The 16238-nt window shown below is 68.3% G+C and carries 13 protein-coding genes and 1 pseudogene; 13 read left to right on the top strand and 1 reads right to left on the bottom strand.

What is annotated here, in order from left to right; translation table 11 throughout:
- Nucleotides 1-232 precede the first annotated feature (232 nt).
- Nucleotides 233-871 (bottom strand): VPLPA-CTERM sorting domain-containing protein, encoded by a 639-nt coding sequence (locus tag ABD767_RS16725; RefSeq protein ID WP_146031497.1) that lies wholly within the window; start codon nt 869-871, stop codon nt 233-235.
- A 179-nt stretch (nt 872-1050) separates the two neighbouring features.
- Between ABD767_RS16725 and ABD767_RS16720 the strand changes: the two genes are divergently transcribed.
- The 13 genes and pseudogenes from ABD767_RS16720 to ABD767_RS16660 form a co-directional block, all read left to right on the top strand.
- On the top strand, nt 1051-1749 hold the full coding sequence (locus ABD767_RS16720) for an RnfABCDGE type electron transport complex subunit B (protein WP_425549938.1): 699 nt from the start codon (nt 1051-1053) through the stop codon (nt 1747-1749).
- Nucleotides 1750-1885: 136 nt separating this feature from the next.
- On the top strand, nt 1886-3043 hold the full coding sequence (locus ABD767_RS16715) for a PilT/PilU family type 4a pilus ATPase (RefSeq protein ID WP_103045928.1): 1158 nt from the start codon (nt 1886-1888) through the stop codon (nt 3041-3043).
- The gene (prmB, locus tag ABD767_RS16710) at nt 3040-3972 is read left to right on the top strand and encodes a 50S ribosomal protein L3 N(5)-glutamine methyltransferase (RefSeq protein WP_103045929.1); all 933 of its coding nucleotides are present in this window, start codon (nt 3040-3042) and stop codon (nt 3970-3972) included. Before ABD767_RS16715 ends, prmB begins: the two co-directional genes overlap by 4 nt.
- A 15-nt stretch (nt 3973-3987) precedes the next feature.
- The gene (locus ABD767_RS16705) at nt 3988-4998 is read left to right on the top strand and encodes a LysR substrate-binding domain-containing protein (protein ID WP_103045930.1); all 1011 of its coding nucleotides are present in this window, start codon (nt 3988-3990) and stop codon (nt 4996-4998) included.
- 179 nt (nt 4999-5177) lie between these two features.
- Complete coding sequence (locus tag ABD767_RS16700) at nt 5178-6758, top strand: AMP-binding protein (protein ID WP_344869970.1); 1581 nt, start codon at nt 5178-5180, stop codon at nt 6756-6758.
- A 2-nt stretch (nt 6759-6760) separates the two neighbouring features.
- The gene (locus ABD767_RS16695; protein ID WP_103045931.1) at nt 6761-7996 is read left to right on the top strand and encodes an acyl-CoA dehydrogenase family protein; all 1236 of its coding nucleotides are present in this window, start codon (nt 6761-6763) and stop codon (nt 7994-7996) included.
- A 100-nt stretch (nt 7997-8096) separates the two neighbouring features.
- A complete protein-coding gene (locus ABD767_RS16690; RefSeq protein ID WP_344869969.1) occupies nt 8097-9689 on the top strand; it encodes an ABC transporter substrate-binding protein in 1593 nt (530 codons plus the stop codon).
- An 18-nt stretch (nt 9690-9707) separates the two neighbouring features.
- On the top strand, nt 9708-10673 hold the full coding sequence (locus ABD767_RS16685; protein ID WP_103045933.1) for an ABC transporter permease subunit: 966 nt from the start codon (nt 9708-9710) through the stop codon (nt 10671-10673).
- Nucleotides 10670-11554 (top strand): ABC transporter permease subunit, encoded by an 885-nt coding sequence (locus ABD767_RS16680; protein ID WP_103045934.1) that lies wholly within the window; start codon nt 10670-10672, stop codon nt 11552-11554. The genes ABD767_RS16685 and ABD767_RS16680 overlap by 4 nt, the downstream gene beginning before the upstream one ends.
- Nucleotides 11551-12567 (top strand): oligopeptide/dipeptide ABC transporter ATP-binding protein, encoded by a 1017-nt coding sequence (locus ABD767_RS16675; protein ID WP_103045935.1) that lies wholly within the window; start codon nt 11551-11553, stop codon nt 12565-12567. Before ABD767_RS16680 ends, ABD767_RS16675 begins: the two co-directional genes overlap by 4 nt.
- Nucleotides 12564-13628 carry an oligopeptide/dipeptide ABC transporter ATP-binding protein gene (locus tag ABD767_RS16670; protein WP_103045936.1) on the top strand — a complete coding sequence of 355 codons (1065 nt, stop codon included), beginning with the start codon at nt 12564-12566 and terminating at the stop codon, nt 13626-13628. The genes ABD767_RS16675 and ABD767_RS16670 overlap by 4 nt, the downstream gene beginning before the upstream one ends.
- A 190-nt stretch (nt 13629-13818) precedes the next feature.
- Complete coding sequence (locus ABD767_RS16665) at nt 13819-14808, top strand: tripartite tricarboxylate transporter substrate-binding protein (protein ID WP_103045937.1); 990 nt, start codon at nt 13819-13821, stop codon at nt 14806-14808.
- Nucleotides 14809-15375: 567 nt separating this feature from the next.
- Nucleotides 15376-16113: pseudogene (locus tag ABD767_RS16660) on the top strand (TonB-dependent receptor plug domain-containing protein); the annotation flags it as partial.
- Between the last annotated feature and the right edge of the window lie 125 nt (nt 16114-16238).

Here is a 16238-nt window from a genome sequence, read left to right as displayed (position 1 = left end):
GGCAAAACGCCCCGATCGGCGGGCAAAAAAATAGTTGCCCCTGCCGAAGTCAACTCAAATTCCATCATCTGAAAAATAGCCCAGGCGTAGCACGCCTGGAGGTGAGTTATTCAGAGCATCCTTAGGTTTTCATCCAGGCCGTGAGGCGTTCGTGATGATTCGCTGAACCGGCAGACAAAAAAATACCGGCCTGAAAATCCAGGCCGGTATTTTTTTGTACTGACTCGTCAAACTATTGCACGGATTGGCGACGGCGGCGCAAGGCCATGCCGCCCAGGCCAGTCATCATGAAGAGCGCCGATGCGGGCAACGGAACAGCGGAGACGGCTGGGTTGGCTACCAGAAAAAACGATTCGGGCCCATCATTCATGCCACTCAATTTCAGTTTAAATTGCACCGTGGCGTCGGATGCGTATCCGTTCAGGTCTGTAAAGCCGGTCAGCAAATAATCGGCAAACCCTTCTCCATTTGCAGTTGTCGGCACATTCTCCTTGCTTCCGTCATAGCGGTCGACAATCGTTCCGTTGACCAGCATGTAGAAAAAATCCAGTGTCTGTGCCCCTTTGCCCTTGGCCTCATTGATATCGATTCCAACCGAAAACCCGGAAGCAAACATATTCAAAAGCCATCCAACGGTATACGTTGGCGATGACTCCGTGACGGTCGTAACTCCACCATTTGCGTACTTCGTAAAGTCAAATCCATCTGGTTGTTTGTTGCAACTCTGTCCAGAAATAATGCAAGGCGAATTTTCCGTATGGTTGTAAGTTTTGTCCGGAGCAGCCGTCAAAGACAGAGTCTCGGCCGAGACAGACGTATTGAACGCCAACAGGCCAAGCGCGGCTCCAATTGTGAAGAATTGTTTCAACATCGCGGTCTCCGTCAAACATAAAAAAACGATTGTGACGAGATGCAGTTTATGAATTTTCCTCTCTGTAACAATAGCGCGGATGGGCTATCGCGAGTCGCCGTACCAGCCCTGAAGCGCACCGTAAAAAAGGATGTATGTCGCGCGCTACCATTGCCCGCATGACATCACAGGCTCAGGACATGACAGCAAGAGCCTCTCTTGCCGCACGCATCGACGCGGCACTGCCCCAGACCCAGTGCGGGCGCTGCGGTTGGCCCGATTGCGCGGCCTACGCCGCGGCCATTGCCCGTGGCGAGGCGGACATCAACCAATGCCCTCCTGGCGGGGCAGAAGGCGTGCGCCGGCTGGCCGCCATCACCGGCCTGCCGGCCAGACCCCTCAACCCAGACAACGGCTTGGAAGGCCCACGCGACGCGGCGCTGATCGACGAGGACTGGTGTATTGGCTGCACCTTGTGCATCAAGGCCTGCCCGACCGATGCCATTCTCGGGCTCAACAAGCGCATGCACGCCATCATCGAAGCGCATTGCACCGGCTGCGCGCTGTGCGTGCCGGCCTGCCCGGTCGACTGCATTGCCATGGTCAACGCCAGCGGCGCGTTGACGGGCTGGGCCGCCTGGTCCGAGCCGCAGGCGCATACCGCCCGCACACGCTATGCACAGCGCCAGGCGCGCCTGCGGGCGCCACAAGCGGTGGGGCGCGTGAATGCTCCGCCCATGCCGGCCAGCGGTGCCCCACAGAAAGACGCGCAACAAGGTGGCTTGCCGGTGCCGGCCGAGCCAACCCATGCTTCGGCGGTCGTGGACGATACAGGCAAAAACGCGCTGATTGCCGCGGCGCTGGCGCGCGCCCGGGCACAGCGCCAGTCAGCACCATGACGTTCTGGCGCAGCGCCCGGCAAGCCGTTCGCCACGTAGAATTCAACCGGGTAACAATTTGAGAGGACAAGAGGCGATCCCTCATCCGTCACCACCCACCGCCCGACACAACGCGCCTTTTCTCAGGAATCCGTACATGAGCACGATGGAGCGAATTCTTCGCCTGATGGGCGAAAAAAAAGCCTCTGATGTCTACCTCTCGGCCAATGCGCCGGCGTTGATCAAGATCAACGGCGAATGCATTCCCATCAACAGCCAGCTGCTGCCGCCCGACGCGCCCAAGAACCTGCTGGCCGAGGTGGTGCCGCCCGAGCGCATCGAGGAGCTGGAGGAGACGGGCGAGCTCAACATGGGTGTTCCCATCACCGGCGTGGGGCGCTTTCGTATCAGCGCCATGCGCCAGCGCGGCACCTATGCGGTGGTGATCCGCTTCATTGCCCAGGACATTCCACGCCTGGACACGCTCGGCCTGCCGCCCGTGCTCAGCGAGCTCATCATGGAAAAGCGCGGGCTGATCCTCGTCGTCGGCGCCACCGGCTCGGGCAAGAGCACGACGCTGGCGGCCATGCTCGACCGGCGCAACGAGCACATCACCGGCCACATCCTGACCGTCGAAGACCCGGTCGAATACCAATTCAAGAACAAGAAATCCATCGTCAATCAGCGCGAGATCGGCAGCGATACGCAGTCGCTGCAGACGGCACTGAAAAACGCGCTGCGCCAGGCGCCCGACGTCATCCTGATCGGCGAGATCCGCGACCGCGAGACCATGTCCGCGGCGATTGCCTACGCCCAGTCCGGCCACCTGTGCCTGGCCACGCTGCACGGCAACAACAGCTACCACGCGCTCAACCGCATCCTGTCGTTCTACCCGGTGGAGGTGCGCCCCACCATGCTGACCGACCTGGCGTCCGCGCTCAAGGCCATCGTCTCGCAGCGCCTGGTGCGCACGCGCACGGGCGAGCGCCTGCCCGCGGTCGAGGTCATGCTCAACACCAAGCTGGTCGCCGATCTGGTGGAAAAGGGCGATTTCTCCAGCGTGCGCGAGGCCATGGAAAAATCGATGGCCGAGGGCTCGCAGACCTTCGAGGAGGCGCTGGCGCGGCTCATCCTGGACGAACGCATCGAGCGCAAAGAGGGCCTGGCCTACGCCGATTCGCCCACCAACCTGATGTGGCGGCTGCAAAACGACTTTGCGATGGCCGCGAAAACCCGCCAGGAGCAGCCCGACGAGGCCGGCGAGGATGACGGCCCGTCGTTCACCGAAATCGTGCTCGACGTGAAACACGGATGAGGCCGATCTCTCCCGCACCCTCCACCGAGCCGCACGCCAGCACCGTGGGCGCGCAGGTCGAGCGCGTGGCGCTGCAACTGCAGGCCGCGGACGTCGGCTTTGGCCACGGCACGGCCAACGCCCATGACGAGGCCGCCTGGCTGGTGCTGTGGAGCCTGGGCCTGGCGCTGGACAGCGAACTGACAGCGGATTCGCCCGCCAGCGTTGCACAACAGGCCGTGGCGCACGACCAGGTCGCTCGCATCACCCGCCTGGTGCACGAACGCATCACGACGCGCAAGCCCGCCGCCTACCTGACGCGCGAGGCCTGGCTGGTCGGCGTGCCGTTCTATGTGGACGAGCGCGCCATCGTTCCGCGCAGCTTCATTGCCGAGCTGCTGGCCGACGGCAGCATCGACGAATGGCTGTCCGACCGCACGCACGACGTGCTCGACCTGTGCACCGGCAACGGCTCGCTGGCCTGCCTGGCGGCCATGGCCTGGCCCGAGGTGAGTGTGACCGGCGCCGACCTCTCGCCCGACGCACTGGCCGTGGCGCGCATCAACGTCGACCGCCATAGCCTGCAGGAGCGCATCGCACTGGTGCAATCCGACGGCCTGGCCGGCGTGCCCGGCCCCTGGGATCTGATCCTGTGCAACCCGCCCTACGTCAACGCGCACAGCATGGCGCAGCTGCCGGCCGAGTACCGCGCCGAGCCGGAGCTGGCCCTGGCCGGCGGCAGCGACGGCATGGACTTCATCCGCCAGCTGCTGCAGCGCGCCCCCGCCTGCATGACCGAGGACGCGGTGCTGGTGCTGGAGATCGGCAACGAGCGCGCGCATTTCGAGGCTGCCTTCCCCGGCCTGCCGGTGTTCTGGCTGGCCACCAGCGCGGGCGAAGACCAGGTGCTGCTGCTCACGCGCCAGGCGCTGGCCACCTGGGCGGGCTGAGTCGCCGGGCACGCCATGGACCTGCGCGCGCTGCGCTATTTCAACACCGTCGTCGAGGCCGGCAGCCTGTCGCGCGCGGCGCACCAGCTCTATGTCGCGCAGCCGGCGCTGACCGCGCAAATCAAGAAACTGGAGGCCAGCCTGGGCACCCAGTTGCTCGAACGCAGCCACGCCGGCGTCACGCCCACGCCGGCCGGCAGCCAGCTGTACGAGGACGCGCGCCGCCTGCTGTCCGACGCAGAGGCCATGGGCGAACGCATCCGCCGCCTGCCACAGGGGCCGGAGGGATCGGTGACGATTGCCGTGCCTTTCCTGCTCACCACGCTGCTGCTCGGTCCGGTGATCGAGGCGCTGGCGCGCAGCCACCCGCGCATCCGCGTCTTCGTGCTCGACGGCATGAGCCTGACGGTGCAGAAAGCCATGCTCGAGCGCCGCGCCGACATCGGCATCCTGGTCGACACGCCTGCGCTGGCCGGCCTGGACTGCCAGCCGCTGGCGCAGGAAGACATCCTGCTGTGCGGGCGCGACCGCGACGGCCAGGTCGCTGCCCTGCTGCAGCCGGCCACGGACGGCGGCCTGCCGCTGATCGACTTCGCCCACGCCTGCCAGCTGCCGCTGGTGCTGCAGTCGCGCCGCTACGCCATCCGCCAGAGCGTGGAGGCGGCGGCTGAGCGGCGCGGCCTGCGCCTGAACATCGCGCACGAGCACGATTCGGTGCGCGTCATCCGCTCGCTCTACCACTGCGGCGCGGGCTTCACCTTCTCGCCGGCGTGCACGCTGGCCGAAAGCGCGCCGCGCCTGATGCTGGACACGGCGCCCCACGCCGAGACAGCGCCGACGGCCGCGCCCGGCTGGATCGTCGCGCGCCTGGTCAACCCGGCACTGCAGCGCCACTACCAGCTGGCCACCCCGCCCCAGCGGGCCAATGAGCCGGCCAGCGCCGCAGTGCGCGACTGCCTGCTGGCGCATGCCCACCGCATGATCGAGCGCGGCCGCTGGCAGGCACGCTGGCTCTACCCGGGATAAGCGCGTAGCCAAAGTACCTCCATCGCGGCGGAGCGCCGCGATCAACTCCACGCCCCGCGCAGGCCATCAAAAAATATGATGGGAGCTGATCATTAAACAGTATTTCCTCTAGATCACCGGTTTCTGGGACAGTGATTGCCAGGCCGCGCACCGTGCACGGCTCCACGCAAGGACTCCCCATGGCCGCCTCCGACCTGCCCGCCCCGGGCGCTCCCATTCCCAACGTCGCCACGCTGATCGCGCGCAGCTGCCAGGCCCACCGCGACCTGCCGGCCGTCACCAGCGCCGGGCGCAGCCTGCGCTACGGCGAGCTCGACCAGCGCGCCAGCCGCCTGGCCAACGCGCTGCTGGCGCTGGGCCTGGTGCGCGGCGACCGCGTCGGCATCTACCTGCCCAACTGCACCGAGATCGTCGAGATCGAGCTGGCCTGCTACAAGGCCGCGCTGGTCAAGGCGCCGTTCAACGCCCGGCTGTCGCCGCGCGAGGTGGGCGAGATCGCCGCCAACAGCGGCGCGCGGCTGATCGTCACCACCGCCGAGCGTGCCGAGGCCTTCCGTCCCCATTTGCAGAACCCACAGGTGCAGCTGCTGCTGCTCGACGGCCCCGAGGGCGAGAATTACGAAGCGCAGCTGGCGCGCGCCAGCGACCGCTTCGACATCGCGCCGGTGCATGCCGGCGACCTGGCGGTGCTGCACTACACCTCGGGCTCGTCGGGCGTGCTCAAGGCGGCGATGCAGACCTTCGGCAACCGCCTGGCGCAGCTGCGCAAGTTCCTGATGCGCGGCGAGCAGATGCAGCCCGGCCACACGCTGGGGCTGGTCGGCCCGATCACCCACGCCTCGGGCATGCAGATCGCCCCGGCGCTGTGCACCGGCGCCACGGTGCACCTGTTCGGGCGCTTCGAGCCCGCCGCCTTCATCGACGAGATGCGCGCGCTGCGCGTGACCCACACCTTCATGGTGCCGACCATGGTCAACATGCTGCTGCAGCAGGTGCAGGGCCAGTACCGGCCGCTGCCCGACCTGCTGCGCCTGGGCTATGGCGCGGCCCCCATGGCGCCGGCGCGCATCCTGCAGGCCATGGACGTGTTTGGCCCCATCCTCAGCCAGGGCTACGGCGCCGGCGAGACTACCTCGGGCGTGTGCGCGCTGACCGTGCAGGATCACCTCTACGCCCGCGCCGCGCGGCCCGAGCGCCTTGCCTCGTGCGGGCGGCCCTTCCTGGAGTCGCTGGTGGAGATCGTCGACGACGCCGGCCGCGCCCTGCCCCCGGGCGAGATCGGTGAGATCGTGGTCAGCGGCGACGACGTGTTCGCCGGCTACTGGCGCGCGCCGGATCTGACCACCGAGGTGCTGCGCGACGGTCGCTACCACACTGGCGACCTGGCGCGCACCGACGAGGACGGCTTCGTCTACATCGTCGACCGCAAGAAGGACATGGTGATCAGCGGCGGCTTCAACGTCTACCCGAGCGAGGTCGAGGCCGTGCTCTACGAGCACGCCGCGGTGGCCGATGCCTGCGTCTTCGCCATTCCCGACGACAAATGGGGCGAGGCAGTGGCCGCGCACGTGGTGCTCAAGCCCGGCCAGCAGCCCGACCTGCAGGCGCTGGACGGCTTTTGCGCCGAGCGCCTGGGCGGCTTCAAGCGTCCGCGCCACATCGAATTCGTGCAGCAGCTGCCCAAGAACCCCAACGGCAAGGTGATGCGCCGCGCCGTGCAGGCGCCGTACTGGACCGGCCTGGATCGAAAGGTGAACTGATCATGAGCACTCCTGAACTCAACCCTGCGGCGTCCGCGCCAATCTTCCCCGGCCCCTTCGAGGGCTCGGAGCGCGCGGCCGAGTTGATCGAGCGCGTGCATGCCTTTCTGACCGGCGAGCTGGCCGATCTGGCACGCGAGCACCAGGTGGACAGCGAGCACGGCGCCCCGCGCGCGCTGCTGCAGCGCGTATGGCAGCGCTCGCGCGAGCTGGGTTTCTACGGCATGACGCTGCCCGAGAAAATGGGCGGTCTGGGCCTGTCGGTGCTCGACCACGTGCTGGTCAAGGAGGCGATCTACACCACCGGCTCGCCGTTCGCCCCGCACGTGTTCGGCGAGCTCAGCGGCCCGCCGCGCGTGGGGGCGCTGGCGCGCTTTGCCACGCCCTGGCAGATGCAGAACGTCATCCTGCCCGTGGCGCAAGCCGAGAAGGCCATCTGCTTTGCGCTGACGGAAGAAAACGCCGGCTCCGACGCCGGTGCGGTGCAGACGCACGCTGTGCCCGACGGCGAGGGCTGGATCATCAACGGCCGCAAGCGCTTCATCTCGGGCGCGCCGTTTGCCGACTTCGCGGTGCTGGTGTGCTCCACCGCCGCCGACCCCAATCCCGACCCGAAGACGCGCGAGATCTCGGCCTTCTTCGTCGACCTGCACGCGCCCGGCGTGCGCGTGGAGTCGGGCTACAAGACCATGGCCGGCCAGGCCAGCACCGGCAACATCGTGTTCGAGAACGCGCGCGTACCGGCCGCCGCGCTGATCGGAGAGCGCGGCCGCGGCCTGGGCCTGGCGCTCGGGCGCATCAGCGTCAACCGCCTGCTGCATTGCCCGGCCATGCTGGGCCTGGCGCAGCTGGCGCTGCGCGATGCGCGCGACCACGCCTTGCAGCGCAAGCAGTTCGGCCGCGCCATCGGCCAGTTCCAGGCCGTCCAGCACATGCTGGCCGACATGGCCACCGAGCTGGCCGCCGCGCGCGCGCTGATGCTGCACACCGCGCGCCAGCTCGACGCCGGCGCCGACGGCCGCGCCGCCAGTTCGATGGCCAAGTTGTTCTGCTCCGAGACCGCGTTTCGCGTGGCCGACCGCGCGGTGCAGGTGCACGGCGGCGAAGGCATCGTCCAGGGCCGCCGCGTGGAGTTCCTGTTCCGCCTGCTGCGCATGTACCGCGTGCTCACCGGCACCAGCGAGATCCAGCGCAACACCATTGCCAAGGAACTGCTGGCGCCCACCGGCATACCTTGAACAAGGGCATGCCGGGCGCGTCTGCCGCCGGCTTTTCCGCCAAACGGCAGGCCCACCGCAGCCGCCATATCGCTTGAACTTGAATAAACAGGAGACAACCATGAAACGAGTGCTGAAATCGATGTTGGCCGCCCTGGCGCTGGGCGGCCTGCTGGCCGCGGGCACTGCCCTGGCGCAGGAGGCGCCGCGGCGCGGCGGCATGCTGGTGGTGGGCAGCACGCAGCAGACGCGGGTGCTGAACGCGGCGCTGCAGTCCGGGCCGGCCACTGTCATCCCGAGCGCGCAGCTGTTCGCCAGCCTGGTGCGCTTCGACGCTGGCCACGACCGCGAGCCCCAGCCCTATCTGGCCAGTGCCTGGAAATGGGCCGACGACCACCGCTCGATCACTTTCACGCTGCGCGAGGGCGCGGTGTTCCACGACGGCCAGCCGATCACCTCGGAAGACGTGGCGTTCTCGATCATGGCCGTCAAGGCCAACACCAGCCTGTACGCCATGCTCGACAGCATCGAGCGGGTGGACACGCCCGACCCTCTGACCGCGGTGGTGCACCTGTCACGCCCGAACCCGGCGCTGCTGTATGCCCTGTCGCCGGCGCTGGCGCCGATCATGCCCAAGCACATCTACGCCACCGAGAAGCCGACCGACCTGCGCACCCACCCGCGCAACACCAAGGACGTGGTCGGCTCCGGCCCCTTCATGCTGGAGCGGTTCGTACCGGGCAAGGAACTGCTGCTCAAGCGCTTCGACAAGTTCTTCATCGAGGGCCGGCCCTACCTCGACAAGGTGCTGCTACAGACCAGCGCCGATCCCACCACGCTGATGCTCAGCGTGCCGCGCGGCGACGTGCACCTGTTCCCGTTCATCGCCAGCCGCAACGCGGCCCGGCCGGTCGAGGCCAGCAAGGCCGTCACCATCCTTGAGCAGGGCTACGCCGGCGCGGCACCCTTGCACTGGCTGGAGCTCAACACCGCGCGCAAGCCCTTCGACGACCGCCGCGTGCGCCAGGCCATCGCCTACGCGATCGACAAGAAGTTCATCGTCCAGGCCATGTACGGTGGCTGGGGCAAGCCTGCCATCGGGCCGCTGAGCAGCAGCAGCCCCTTCGCGGTCGCCACCAATGAGTATCCGCTCGACCTCGACCGGGCCCGGACGCTGCTCGACGAAGCAGGGTTGAAGCCGGACGGCAACGGCGTGCGCTTCAAGATGACGGTGGACGTCATGGTCGCCGGCCAGGCCGACCGCATCCTGGGCCAGTACGCGCAGTCACAGCTCAAGAAGATCGGCATCGACGCCCAGCTGCGCATCTCGCCCGACTTCCCGACCTGGGCGCAGCGCATGGCCGCGCACGACTTCGACATGTCCACCGACCAGAGCTGGACCTGGGTCGACCCCGCCATCGGCGTCAACCGGACCTATCTGTCGAGCAACATCCAGCCCGTGGTGTGGACCAACAACGCCTCATACAAGAACCCGCAGGTCGACCACTTGCTTGAGCAGGCCTCGGCGGAACTGGACCCCGCCAAACGCAAGGCGCTGTACCAGGAGTTCCAACAGATCGTGACCGAGGACTCGCCGCTGGTCTACGTCGCCGAGATCGCCTACCACACGGTGGCGTCGACCCGGGTGGGCAACCCTCCCACGGGCCTGTTCGGCATGCTGGCGCCGCTGGACGAAGTCTGGCTCAAGCCCTGAGCCTGCGGAGCCCCGGCCATGCTGCCATCCGTCCTCAAGCGGCTGCTGCACGTCGCCATCCTGCTGGTGGCGGTGCTGACGCTGAACTTCCTGCTGATCCACATCGCGCCGGGTGACCCGGTGCAGACCCTGGCCGGCGACATCGGCGGCATGACCGACGAACTGCGCCAGGAGCTGATGCAACGCTTCGGCCTGGACAAGCCCCTCATCGTGCAACTGGCCATCTACCTGGGGCGCGTGCTGCAGGGCGACCTGGGCTACTCCTACTACTTCGACGCCTCGGTGGCCTCGCTGATCGGCGAACGGCTCGCGGCCACGCTGCTGCTGGTGGTGACGGCCGTGGCGCTGGCCTTCAGCGTCGGCACCCTGATCGGCTCGCTGGCGGCGCGCCGGCCCAACGGCGTGCTGTCGCAGTCGGTCACCGTGCTGATGATGGTCGGCTACGCGGCGCCGGTGTTCTGGACCGGCGTCCTGCTGATCATCCTGTTCGCCTCGATCTGGCCCATCCTGCCGGTGTCCGACATGCGCGAGGCCGGCAGCGACGCCACCGGCTGGGCGGCCGCGCTGGACGTGATGCGCCACATGGTTCTGCCCACCTTCAGCCTGGCCTGCGTCTATCTGGCGATTTATGCGCGGCTGGCGCGCAGCTCGATGATCGAGACGCTGTCGATGGACTACGTCCGCACCGCACGCGCCAAGGGGCTGTCCGAGCCGGTGGTGCTCTACAAGCACGCGCTGCGCAACTCGGTGATCCCGGTGGTGACCATCCTGGGCATGCAGTTCGGCCACGCGGTGGCCGGTGCCGTGCTGGTGGAGACTGTCTTCAACTGGCCCGGCCTGGGCCGCCTGGCCTACGACTCGGTGCTGCGCCGCGACTACCCGACGCTGCTGGGCCTGCTGTTCTTCAGCTCGCTGCTGGTCATCGTGATGAACCAGCTCACCGACCTGCTGTACCGACTCATCGACCCGAGGATCCGGACATGAACCCCACCCAAGGACGCCCCGCGCCGGCAGTGCGCCCGCTCAGTCGCTCGCACCAGGCCTGGCAGGTCTACCGCCGCAGCGGCTCGGCCATGCTGGGCGCCATGCTGCTGCTGGTCATCGTGGCCGCCACCGTGTTCGGCCCGATGCTGATGAACGCCGACCCGATGGAGATGGTGGGCGCGCCCATGCTGCCGCCCGGCAGCGAAGGCGCCCTGCTGGGCACCGACTACCTCGGCCGCGACCTGCTGGCCCAGATCATCCAGGGCGGGCGCGCCACGCTGACCGTGGGCGTGGTAGCGGCGCTGGTGTCGGTCTTTCTCGGCGTCTCGATCGGCGCTCTGGCCGGCTACTACGGCGGCTGGGTCGACGAGGCGCTGATGCGCGTGATCGAGTTCTTCCAGGTCATGCCCACGCTGCTGTTCGCCATGGTGCTGGTCACATTGTTCGGCCCCACGCTGTGGACCGTCGCGCTGGCGCTGGGCGTGGCCAGCTGGCCGACCACGGCGCGCCTGGCGCGCGGCGAGTTCCTGCGCCTGAAGCGCCAGGACTATGTGCTGGCCGAGCGCATGAGCGGCGCGCGCAACGCCCGCATCATCTGGCGCGTGATCCTGCCCAACGCCATGGCGCCGCTGATGGTCTCGGCGACGCTCGCCATCGGGGTCGCTGTGCTGTTCGAGTCGGGCCTGGCCTTTCTCGGCCTGGGCGACCCCAACCTGATGAGCTGGGGCCTGATGATCGGCAACAACCGACCCTACATCCTGACCGCCTGGTGGACGGTGACCCTGCCCGGCGCCGCCATCTTCCTGACGGTGCTGGCCGTGAGCCTGGTCGGCGACGGCCTGAATGACGCGCTCAACCCGCGCCTGAGGGAGCGCATATGAATCTCCCGACACATGTGGCCGCAGCCCCTGGGGCGCCCGCGCTGGCCGTGCAGGGGCTGACCGTGAGCCTGCAGGGCAAGGGCCGGTCGGCGAACATTCTGAACGACGTCAGCTTCGAGGTGCAGCAGGGCGAAACCGTGTGCCTGGTGGGCGAGTCGGGCTGCGGCAAGAGCATGACGGCGCTGGCCATCATGCGCCTGCTGACCGACCCGCTGCACGTGCGCGCCGGACGCATCACGCTGGACGGGCGGAACCTGCTGCAGCTGGACGAGCGCCGGATGCGCGGCATGCGCGGCAACCAGGTCTCGATGATCTTCCAGGAGCCGATGACCGCGCTCAACCCGGTCTACACCGTCGGCGAGCAGATCGGCGAATCGCTGCGCTTGCACCAGGGCATGACGCGCTCGCAGGCGCGCTCGCGCGCCGCCGAGCTGCTGCAGTCGGTCGGCATTCCGGCCGCCGAGACGCGCGTGGACAGCTATCCGCACGAGATGTCGGGCGGCATGCGCCAACGCGTCATGATCGCCATGGCGCTGGCCTGCGACCCGCGCGTGCTGATCGCCGACGAGCCAACCACCGCGCTCGACGTCACGGTGCAGGCGCAGATCTTCGACCTGCTGCGCGCGCAGCAGCAGGCGCGCGGCACCGCCATCGTAATGATCACGCACGACATGGGCGCAGTCGCCGAGGTGGCCGACCGCGTCGTCGTCATGTACGGCGGCCATGTGGTCGAGCACGGGTGCACCGCCGAGGTGCTGGCCGCGCCGCGCCACCCCTACACGCAGGGGCTGATCGCCTGCATGCCCGAGCTCGACGACGCGCCCGGCCCCCACCGGCCCGAGCTGCCCGAGATCGCGGGCATCGTCCCCTCGGTCTGGCAGCGCGGCGCCGGCTGCCCCTTTGCCGACCGCTGCCCGCGCGCCATGCCCCAATGCCACGCGGACATGCCGCCCCAGTTCGCGCAGGGGCCCACCCAACGCGTCGCCTGCTGGCTCTACAAGGAGGCACCATGAACGAGCACGCCACCGCCGCTGTCGCAGCCGCTGCCGCTGCCGCTGCCGACGACGTTCTGCTGTCGGTGCGCGACCTGAAAGTGCATTTCCAGGTGCGCAGGCGCCGCCAGGGCGGCGCGTCCAGCGTGGTGCACGCGGTCGACGGCATCGACTTCGACCTGCGGCGCGGCCGCACGCTGGCCATCGTGGGCGAGTCCGGCTCGGGCAAGACCACGACGGCGCTGGCCGTGATGCGCCTGGCGCCGATCACGGGCGGCAGCATCCGCTTTGGCGGCGACGACCTCACGCACCTGGAGGGCGAGGCGCTGCGCCGGCGGCGGCGCGACTTCCAGTTCGTGTTCCAGGATCCGTACTCCTCGCTCAACCCACGCCAGCGCGCGGGCGAGATCGTGCGCACCCCGCTGGACCTGATGCAGCTGGGTGCGCCGGCCGAGCGGCGCGAGCGCGTGGCCGAGCTGTTCGACATCGTCGGCCTGCGGCCCGACCAGCAGGAGCTGTTCCCGCACCAGTTCTCGGGCGGCCAGCGCCAGCGTCTGAACATCGCGCGCGCCCTGGCCACGCGCCCGCAGCTGGTGGTGTGCGACGAGCCGGTGTCGGCGCTGGACGTGGCGGTGCAGGCGCAGGTGCTCAACCTGCTGCGGCGCATCCAGCGCGAGCACGGCCAGTCCTTTCTGTTCATCAGCCACGACATGGCGGTGATCGAGTACGTGTGCGACGACATTGCCGTGATGTACCTAGGCCAGATCGTCGAGCAGGCCAGCCGCGAGGCCTTCTTCTCGCGCCCGCTGCACCCCTACAGCGTGGCGCTGATGTCGGCCATCCCCACCGTCAAGGGCGGACGCGAGCGCGCCGCGCGCCGCATCAAGCTCAGCGGCGATCCGCCTAGCCCGATCGACCTGCCCCGGGGCTGCCGCTTCGCCGCGCGCTGCCCCGTGGCGCAGCCGATCTGCGCCGAGCAGGCCCCGCCGCTGCGCGAGGTGCTGCCGGGGCACAAGGTGGCCTGCCATTTCGTCCAGGGCGAGGGCGGGCAGGTCCGGCCCCCCCTGGAGCTGGCGCCCTGACCGCGGGCGCGCCAGCCCCAGGCCCGCATCCTGGTGCCCACCGCCATCCCACGGAGGCATTTCCAATGCCACTCACCTCTCACCACATCGCCGGCCTGGACCTCGACGCACTGCCGACCCATGTGTTGGCCGGCAGCTTCCCCATCACCACGCGCTGACCGCATGTCGGCCATCCACTGGAGACACCACCATGACCGAATTGAATCGCCGCCAACTGCTGGCCCGCACATTGGGCGCCACCCTGCTGGCCGCCGGCAACGGCCGCGCGGCGCTGGCGCAGCCGCGCTTCCCCATCCGCCCGATCAAATGGATCGTGCCCTACCTGGCCGCCACCAGTCCCGATACCTCGGCGCGCATCCTGGCCGAGGCGGTCGGCCCCATCCTGGGCCAGCCCATCGTCATCGACAACCGCGGGGGCGCGGCCGGCAACATAGGTACGCGCATTGCCGCCAAGGCGCCGGCCGACGGCTACACCCTGCTCTACAGCGCCACGCCGCTGGCCTCCAACATGCTGATCTACAAGCAGCCGGGCTACGACGCGCTCAAGGACTTCCGCCACGTGATGCGCATCAGCAGCGGCGACGTCGCGCTCGTCGTCAACGCCCAGTCGGACATCCGCACGCTGGACGACCTGCTGGCCCGGCTACGGGCGCGCCCCGGCCAGGTCGACTACGCCTCGGGCGGCGTCGGAACGCCCTCGCACCTGGGCATGGAGCTGTTCCTGAGCGCCACCCACACCCAGGCCATGCACGTGCCCTACAAGGGCGCGTCCGACCTGGTCACCGCCGTCCTGAGCAACCAGGTCGTCTTTGGCATGCCGATCTTCGCCGCCGCCCACCCGATGGTGGCGGCGGGCAAGCTGCGCCTGTTGGCGATTGCCAGCCGCAAGCGCAACCCCATCGAGCAGCAGGTGCCCACGCTGGCCGAGCTGGGCGTGGCCGGCGTGGAGCTGCCCTCCTGGGGCGGCCTGTCGGTGCCGGCGGGAACGAGCGACGCGGTGGTGCAGACGCTGTTCGACGCCTTCAGCCAGGCACTCGGCCAACCGGCGGTCGTCGACGCGCTGATGAAGAACGGCGGCCAGGTGGACATTGGCGACGCTGCCGCGTTCGAGCAAACCATCCGCCGCGAGATGCAGCTCACCGCCGCGATGATGCAGCGCGTGCAGTTGGAGCCGATCTGAGCCGAATCGGCGCCCCCCGCGCGCCTGCCAGGATGCCGCCGACCAGCGCGTACTGCGACGCTGCATTGAGCACCGGCGCGTGGCCGCAGACCGGCACATCGACCACCGGCAGCAGGCCGCACGCGCCAGAGCCGTGCTGGTGCACGGGAAAAGCCGCGCCAGACAAACGCCTTCCGCCAAAAGCATGGGCACCCACCCGCGCCCTCCTCCTGCACACTCGCCCAGGCCGGGCGCCCTGCTTCAGGAAAGCCGCATTCGCGCCAATGCGGGTGGCAGGATTTCCTGATTCACACCGGTAAATGCCAATCATTCTCATATACTAGACTCGTAGAGGACGCTGAATCAATCTCTGAGGAAGGGGCACCCCGGTTGCAAAGGGATGCGCCGCACCGCAAGCCCTCCCGTCACCGGGATGCGCGGCGCGCAAGAGACTGGTTTCGCGATGCCTTGAACCCAGCCAGCCACGAGCGTGTTCTCTCCAGGCCTTGAAACGCCCCCGTTTCCTGCCTGAGCCGCGCGCCAGAAGCCAGCCACTGTCCATTTCAATGCACCAAGAAGGATTCTGGTATGGCATTTGCCGCCGCTTTGCACGCCCGCGCTCCGCAGTCGCCGCGCATCCACTTCCATCCACTGGCCCTGGCGTGCGCGCTGGCCTGCACATCGCTGGCGGCCCAGGCCCAGCAAGGCACGCCGGCGCCCTCCCCGACGGCCGCCCCGGCCGCCGCACGCAGCAGCACCCCGGCGCTGCGCGGCATGGTGGTCAGTGCCTCGCGCAGCGAGCAGGATCCCGACAGCCTGCCGATCAGCGTCGACGTCATCGGCGCCCAGCAAATGGAAGAGGAGCAGATCGGCGACATCCGCGAACTGGCCGAACAACTGCCCAACGTGGACGTGCCGCGCAGCCCGGCGCGTTTCTCGCTGGCTGGAACCTCCACCGGGCGCAGCCAGAACAGCGGCTTCAACATCCGCGGCCTGGAGGGCAACCGCGTGCTGATGCTGGTGGACGGCGTGCGCCTGCCGCGCACCTACGCCTTCAGCGCCAACGCCTTCGGCCGCGACTACCTGGACCTGGGCCTGGTGCAGCGCGTGGAAATCCTGCGCGGCGCCGTGCCCGCGCTCTACGGCTCGGACGGCATGGGTGGCCTGGTGAACTTCATCACCGCCCAGCCCGGCGACCTGCTCAAGGAGGGCCAGGCCATCGGCGGGCGCGCCACCATCGGCTATGACGGCTCGGACAACGACAAGCGCATCGGCGCCACGGTCGCCGGGCATGCCAGCCCCGAATGGAGCTGGCTGCTGGCGGCCTGAACCGCCCCGGGTTTCAAGGAGGCTGATTGGTTTAAGTTGACACCTCTGTCGAGGTGTTGCTGACGGCGAGTTGCCGCCAGTAGTTTGCCTCAGCTTCTGCGGGAGGGATGCCCCCAATCGGC

This window comes from Comamonas faecalis (assembly GCF_039538025.1).
GTDB lineage: Bacteria > Pseudomonadota > Gammaproteobacteria > Burkholderiales > Burkholderiaceae_C > Comamonas_C > Comamonas_C faecalis.
Note: the sequence above shows the minus strand (reverse complement) of the source record. Positions and strands in the feature narration are given on the sequence as shown.

Coding starts and splice junctions, on each gene's coding strand:
- ABD767_RS16725 (WP_146031497.1), bottom strand. CDS start 871: ATGTTGAAACAATTCTTCACAATTGGAGCCGCGCTTGGCCTGTTGGCG.
- ABD767_RS16690 (WP_344869969.1), top strand. CDS start 8,097: ATGAAACGAGTGCTGAAATCGATGTTGGCCGCCCTGGCGCTGGGCGGC.
- ABD767_RS16695 (WP_103045931.1), top strand. CDS start 6,761: ATGAGCACTCCTGAACTCAACCCTGCGGCGTCCGCGCCAATCTTCCCC.
- ABD767_RS16680 (WP_103045934.1), top strand. CDS start 10,670: ATGAACCCCACCCAAGGACGCCCCGCGCCGGCAGTGCGCCCGCTCAGT.
- prmB (WP_103045929.1), top strand. CDS start 3,040: ATGAGGCCGATCTCTCCCGCACCCTCCACCGAGCCGCACGCCAGCACC.
- ABD767_RS16675 (WP_103045935.1), top strand. CDS start 11,551: ATGAATCTCCCGACACATGTGGCCGCAGCCCCTGGGGCGCCCGCGCTG.
- ABD767_RS16665 (WP_103045937.1), top strand. CDS start 13,819: ATGACCGAATTGAATCGCCGCCAACTGCTGGCCCGCACATTGGGCGCC.
- ABD767_RS16715 (WP_103045928.1), top strand. CDS start 1,886: ATGAGCACGATGGAGCGAATTCTTCGCCTGATGGGCGAAAAAAAAGCC.
- ABD767_RS16670 (WP_103045936.1), top strand. CDS start 12,564: ATGAACGAGCACGCCACCGCCGCTGTCGCAGCCGCTGCCGCTGCCGCT.
- ABD767_RS16700 (WP_344869970.1), top strand. CDS start 5,178: ATGGCCGCCTCCGACCTGCCCGCCCCGGGCGCTCCCATTCCCAACGTC.
- ABD767_RS16685 (WP_103045933.1), top strand. CDS start 9,708: ATGCTGCCATCCGTCCTCAAGCGGCTGCTGCACGTCGCCATCCTGCTG.
- ABD767_RS16720 (WP_425549938.1), top strand. CDS start 1,051: ATGACAGCAAGAGCCTCTCTTGCCGCACGCATCGACGCGGCACTGCCC.
- ABD767_RS16705 (WP_103045930.1), top strand. CDS start 3,988: ATGGACCTGCGCGCGCTGCGCTATTTCAACACCGTCGTCGAGGCCGGC.